Here is a 6,619-nt window from a genome sequence, read left to right on the forward strand (position 1 = left end):
GAAAATCATGAATTATTTTAGTCTTGTTTCACAGGTAAATTAACAGTGAACACACTACCCTTACCCAGTTCTGAACTTACTTGAATCGTACCTTGATGTGCTTCCACAATGCGACGGGAAAGATAAAGTCCTAAACCGCTACCAGAACCCTTATGACTTCCAGGACGAAATCTTTCAAATAAAGTCGCTTGTTCTTCAGAGGGAATACCTTGACCTGTATCTGCAATTTCAATGGTAACGTAGTCATCTGCAATGCTTGGTGGAGTCAATCCCAGAGTTACAGAACCATTATCGGTAAATTTAATGGCATTACCAACCAAATTAGTCAATAACCGATGTAGTTCTAGGCGATCACCATTCACAACACAAGTATCTAATTCAACTAGTTTATCAGTATTAATAACTATTTTCTTTGCCTCTGCCAAAGGAGTTAATTCGTCTCCTACTTCCGCCAATAACTTAGCTAAATCAACTGGTTGAAACGTTAAACTTTTACGACCAGCTTCAAAACGGTATACTTCTAGTAAGGTATTGACCATTGATAGTAAGTTACTATTACTACGCGCCATAATAGTAATTGCTTCTGCCATTGGTGGTGATAACTCTCCTAAAGCACCATCCAAAAACAGTGTCATCATTCGTTCTGCTGCGACTAAAGGAGTGCGTAAATCGTGGGTGAGGCGAGAGACAAAATCTTGACGTTGGCGATCAATTTCATCTCTTTCATCTATACTATGCTTTAACCGGACTAGCGATCGCACCCTTGCTAATAATTCATCCACCGTTACAGGTTTGCGGATAAAATCATCTGCTCCCAAATCTAATCCATGTGCCACATTGGGAGAATCGTGGGCTGTAATTAATAAAATGGGGACAAATAATATATCTTCATTTTCCCTAATTCGCTTGGTAACTTCATAACCATCCATTCCTGGCATCATTACATCTAGTAATATCAAGTCAAAATTAGACTCAGTAATTCTTGCCAATGCGGTGGGGCCATTTTCTGCTGTTGTCACAGAATAATTTTCTTCCTCCAAAATGGTTTTGATTAAAAACACATTATCTGGAGAATCATCAACAACTAAAATTTTATCAGAGTAAGAAGATTGCACACCCATGCAGCGATTTAGTAGAGGATAAGAGTTAATTTATGTGAACGAAAACTTGGAGGACTTTCTCTAAGATTAATATAGAAAGTTGAAGAACTCATTGAATCTAACCATGATAGGTTATAGTTTGAAAACCGTGCAGAAGTTTATAGTACAGCAAGTATCACAATTCTCGATTTATTTTTAGATGGTATCACTTCTTCAGTAACAACATCTAAACAATTGTTACTTGTCTTCATGTAATTTATTTGGTGGGGATATGAGTGGTGTTGGGGATTTGTATCACCATAGATATTAATATCCTTCACTACAAAGTGAGCGATTAAACTACCAATGGTAGAGTGATTATATACTCACATCCTTACCTAGCAATGAAAAATATTAGAAATATAGCCAAACCAAATCCCGAATTTTATGATAATTTTTCACAGCAAGAAATTTTAGAAATAATTCATACATTAGAAACAACTAGAGAAATACCACTCAAATATTCTTATAAGGGTAGAGGTGCAAAAATATGGGATGATTTGTATCTCAAATATATAGTTCCTAGATGGTATCGGACATATAATGTAGAAATTAACTTATTAAATAAATGTTATAGGTATATACTGGAAAATATCAAAGGCAATACTCATATTAATATTATCGATGTAGGTGCAGGAAACTCATTCCCGGTAAAACAATTTATTTCTAGACTGAATAAGTTTGGGAAAGTGCAGAAATATATTGCTCTCGATATTAGTGAAGAATTACTTAAGGTTTCTCAAAAAAATATATCCAAATGGTTTCCCAACATAGATTTTAAAAGCTTTGTAATTGATATAGAGAATAACCTTATATCAGAAGATATATTAAATAATAAGGACAAGAATAATTCTGATCATACAGCAAATATATTTTTTCACTTAGGTGTGACTATTGGGAATCATCAAAATAGGGATAAAGTATTTCATAATTTTAGAAATAGCATGAGTGAGAATGATTTATTAATATTTACCAACGAACTTGGTGACAACTCAAAAATCAGTGGTGGTTGCTATCATGGGGAACAAATATATAGCTGGATGCAAAAAAGTATGGAAATTCCTGTATCTGATTGTGAATTTATCAGGAGATATGATGCAGGGAAAGATAGTGTAGTTGCTAATATGAAATTTTGTCATGATTACACTATACATTTCCAATATATGGAAATAGATCAGAAAGTTAATTTTTTTAAAGATGAAGAGATTACTTTATGGAGATTTCACAAGCATAATATCTCTGAGCTTGTGCAAGAACTAGAACAGGCTGGATTACAACTTGTTCACTACATTACGAACAAAAATTTATCACACATTACGGCGATTTGCTCCATCTAACTAGTTTGCAGAAAGTCAGAAGTAAGTTCTGAATATATCAATTCTTACCAATGTATTTACTACACAAAAAAACGCAAATCAACAACCAATGCTAGGCTAGGGTTAGGAATCATCAGTAGCTATGGAAGCCTTAACTCTCAATCTTCATCCCACCATTGAACTGACAGACGAACAATTCTTCCAGCTTTGTCAGAATAACCGAGATTTGCGCTTAGAACGCACAGCTATGGGAGAATTGATTATTATGCCACCAACAGGATGGAAAAGCGGAAACCGTAATAGTAAACTGACGCAGCGTTTGGGAAATTGGACAGATGCTGACGGTACGGGTATTGCTTTCGACTCTTCCACAGGTTTTAAGCTTCCCAATGGTGCAAATCGTTCCCCTGATGCTTCCTGGGTAAAGAAGGAACGTATAGAAACACTCAATCCAAATCCAGACAGATTTCTTCCCCTCACTCCTGATTTTGCCGTAGAATTACGCTCAACATCAGATAAATTAGACACATTGCGACAAAAAATGCAGGAGTATATTAGCTGTGGTATGCGTTTAGGATGGTTGATTGATCCTCAGAATCAGCGTGTGGAAATATACCGTCCAGGACAAGATGTGGAAATTCTAGAATCTCCTACTAGTTTGTCTGGGGAAGATGTATTACCTGGATTTGTGCTGGATTTACAGGGAATTTTGAATTGATACAGAAAATACGTCTATGTAGGTAACAGCAATGATTGCAAATCCAGAATTTCAATACATGACTCCCCAAGAGTACTTGGAATGGGAAGCTAACCAAGAACTGCGGTATGAATATATTGACGGGGAAGTTGTCGCCATGACTGGGGGAACAAAACCCCATAATCGCATTGCTTTAAACTTAGCCACATCCTTAGATCGATTTTTGACAGAAAAAGGCTGCGATATCTATATTGCTGACGTTAAAGTACAAATAGCTTCTTTAAATTCTTATCATTATCCCGATATAGTTGTTACCTGCGATTCTAGAGACAAACAATCAAATGAATGGGTAGAATATCCTTGCTTAATTGTTGAAGTTCTTTCTCCTTCCACAGAAGCATTTGATAGAGGTAATAAATTTAATCGCTATCGTCAATTAAGTACTTTAAAAGAATATGTATTGATTCAATCTACAGAAATTAGTGTAGATTGCTTCCGCCAGAATGAACAAGGTTTATGGGTTTATTATCATTACACAGCAAAAGAGATATTAACTTTAGAAAGTTTAGGATTTTCTATTTCTATTGAAGACTTATACCGGCGGGTGAATTTTGATAATAATTAAGTTTTATCTGATGTAAATTATTCTCATTAAACTCTAGGTTTATATAATTTTTCCTCTACCCTTGGGAATTACATTTCTGATTCCACCTTTACTACCTTCCACATCACCTTTATAACGAGGGATGATATGAATAGCAGCGTGCATCACATTTTGTCCTGCATATTTATTAATATTCATACCTACATTAAAGCCGTCTGGTGCAAATTTTTGACTAATAATTTCTTGAACTTTGTTAGCCATCATCCAACAAGCAGATTGTTCTTTTAAGGATAATTCAAAATAGTTACTAATATGACGTTTGGGGATAATTAATGTATGTCCTTTACTGACTGGATAACCATCAATTATAGCGTAAGCTGTTGCTGACTCGGTTAGTATGGTTAGGCTGGTACGAGGATTACAAAATATGCAATTACTAGATGAATGTTTTTGGTGATTATAATGGGTATATTCGTAAAATTCGCAATTATCATTTGCATAGATAGAATTGAACGGAAGTTTCACCATACATTGATAAGTGGGTTTTTTATGAACGTAATGTTCTCGAAAACCTTCTCTTTTAATATCTCTTCTGACAGCATAGTAAGCTTTACCCCCTGGCTTTAATAAATTAGATACTTTCATGAGTACCTGAGCTTGTTCTTCTGGGAATAAAACATTTAATACATAAAAGCAAATTATAGTATCGAATTTTTCTGAAGGATACTGAGGATAATAATGAGGGTCATAACCTGTAATATCAAATCCTTTTGCTTGCAATAATTTGACATCCTTACCTAAGCCACAACCAAAATCGAGAATTTTACCTTTGAGTAGTTGTTTTGCTAATAAAAATTTTGCCGGATATGATAAATTATTTCTTTCTATAGCTGTCAGGTGGCTGAATTTATTTTCTTGTGTTTTCATCTAAACATAAATTTTATTTCAGAAATCAAACCAGATTCCTATAGCTTAATTTTTCATTTTTGTACCACCAAGGGTATTTTTGCTTAATTTATTTGCAGTAAACAGTGATTGTAACTAGGGCTTGCTGAATAACTGAAAAATATTTATTTATTAATGCTTTGAGGCTATTTTATTGGGGAAGGACGTGCAAGTAAATTAGGATTTTAGGTTTAAAATCCTTGCATTTGTTATTTTTTTCTGGCAAAAAGAATAGAAATAAAGAGTCTGAAAATACTCCCTACTCCCTACTCCCCACTCTGCAATAACCCTCACAATAGCCTCTGTATAGGGAAGCAGTCCCAGAATTACCCTGCTTGTTCAGATAGACGTTCTTGAAAATAAAGGCGATATAAATTACACAAAGATTGCACTTCATTACCTTTAGATTCAATTAGTCCCATGCTGCGTAATTTAAAGGCTTGTACTGAATCTATTCTCACGGGAACATCATTATTAATTACTTCTTGCATGGCTGTTTTCAGTAATTCGTCATCTTCTAAAAGTAAGAGATAGTGATATAAAAAGTCCCCAAATAATCCTTCTTCAGTTGGAGCAATTTTCAGAAATTGTTCTAAAGTTAAATTACCTTTAGCAATGTGATAAAGAGCTGTTCTTAATAAATAAGGATGACCATCAATCATTGCCTTTAATTGTCCGATTTCCGTCTCTGACCAATTTAATCCATGTCGTTGGATTAATTCTTGGATTTGTGTAGGTTTAAATTCTCCGATTTCGATAGATAAACCCACGTTAAAAGGGGATTGATTCACTTTTAAGGAAACATAAACTTCTTGGGAATGAGCAATTACTAAGCGTAATTTTTGCCAAATTTCTTGGTTCTTACCATTTTCATGCCAAGCTCGGAGTAAGGCAAAGAATTCTTGGGCAATTTCAGTATAAGGAAAAATCTGGTCAATATCATCTAAGCCTAATACTAGGGGTGTTTCAATAGCTTTTAATAAATATTTTTTAAAATAATTAGTACAGTTTATTTGACTGCTTAAGCGTTTACTCCAATATTTATCTATTTGTTCTTCTACCCCTAATTCCTCGCTGAAAATGGCACAAAATCCCTGTAAAAATGTATTCAGGTCGGTGAGATTTTCTTTACTCCATAAATTCAAAAAAGCTGTGTGATAGCCTTTTTCTTTACCGTGATGGAGAATGCGACTCATTAAGGAAGTTTTGCCCATTTTGCGCGGGGCTTTGATGCGGATTAATGCCCCTGGTTGCAGGATGGATTCATAACAATTATTTTCTACCTCTGGACGCTCAATATAAAAGGAAGAATTAAGGGGAACTTGACCATCAATATTATCAAAAATAACTGTGTTTTGGTTTTCAGGTTTTGAGGTGATGGGGGATGAAATAGTGTTATTTTTGCGAAATACAGGTGTTAAATGTTCGGGAATATTTTCTAATTCTATGGCATTGCGACCTAAAAGAAAGGAATTTTCAATAGATTCTCCATTAAAAAGGGTATCGTAAAAACCAATAGAAAATTGTATAGCGGCTTGATCTCCTATGGCTTGATTCATGCCGATAATATAATTAATATATGGATAAATGCCTTCAGCTTGTACTTCTGAATAACAAGCATTTAGTACAACAGTTTCAATAGTAAAAATTTCTTTTATAGCTTTAAAAAAACGGGATAGTGCATCAGGGGTAACTAACATAGCTTTCCCGGAATCTCCCATGAAAAATAATCCTTGCTCACCGCTACCATGTCCAGAAAAGTGAAGTATTTGGGGTTTATGGGTTAACAAAGCACGGCGTAATTCTTTGGGGCGTACAGCTGATTCAACGATAATTTCAAATTGTTCTCGTTTTAATGAGCGTTCCCAAGCACTTTTAATTTCTCGGACTTCTTCACTTAAACGTAATGGTTGGGTAT

Annotated in this window: 6 protein-coding genes; 3 read left to right on the plus strand and 3 right to left on the minus strand. The window is 34.7% G+C overall.

Features of this window, described 5'->3' with window-relative positions:
* Window positions 1-17: 17 nt before the first annotated feature.
* The gene (locus tag CALSC_RS00990) at window positions 18-1,121 is read right to left on the minus strand and encodes a sensor histidine kinase (RefSeq protein ID WP_088239572.1); all 1,104 of its coding nucleotides are present in this window, start codon (window positions 1,119-1,121) and stop codon (window positions 18-20) included.
* A 362-nt stretch (window positions 1,122-1,483) separates the two neighbouring features.
* Here CALSC_RS00990 and CALSC_RS00995 point away from each other — a divergent pair, with 362 nt between their 5' ends.
* From CALSC_RS00995 to CALSC_RS01005, 3 genes are all read left to right on the plus strand, one after another.
* Window positions 1,484-2,476, plus strand: coding sequence for an L-histidine N(alpha)-methyltransferase (locus CALSC_RS00995; protein ID WP_088239573.1), 993 nt, complete (start codon window positions 1,484-1,486; stop codon window positions 2,474-2,476).
* Between the two features lie 121 nt (window positions 2,477-2,597).
* Window positions 2,598-3,173 (plus strand): Uma2 family endonuclease, encoded by a 576-nt coding sequence (locus CALSC_RS01000; RefSeq protein ID WP_088239574.1) that lies wholly within the window; start codon window positions 2,598-2,600, stop codon window positions 3,171-3,173.
* A 31-nt stretch (window positions 3,174-3,204) separates the two neighbouring features.
* The gene (locus tag CALSC_RS01005; protein ID WP_088239575.1) at window positions 3,205-3,777 is read left to right on the plus strand and encodes a Uma2 family endonuclease; all 573 of its coding nucleotides are present in this window, start codon (window positions 3,205-3,207) and stop codon (window positions 3,775-3,777) included.
* A 39-nt stretch (window positions 3,778-3,816) separates the two neighbouring features.
* On the opposite strand, the gene CALSC_RS01010 is transcribed toward CALSC_RS01005, so the two are convergent.
* Window positions 3,817-4,683, minus strand: a complete 867-nt coding sequence (locus CALSC_RS01010; protein WP_088239576.1) for an HIT family protein — start codon at window positions 4,681-4,683, stop codon at window positions 3,817-3,819.
* A gap of 344 nt (window positions 4,684-5,027) precedes the next feature.
* Window positions 5,028-6,619 (minus strand): AAA-like domain-containing protein (locus tag CALSC_RS01015; protein WP_235006634.1); only part of this gene is annotated, 1,592 nt, incomplete at its 5' end.

Origin of the sequence: Calothrix rhizosoleniae SC01, assembly GCF_900185595.1 — a bacterium.
In the GTDB taxonomy this organism is placed as follows: domain Bacteria; phylum Cyanobacteriota; class Cyanobacteriia; order Cyanobacteriales; family Nostocaceae; genus Calothrix_A; species Calothrix_A rhizosoleniae.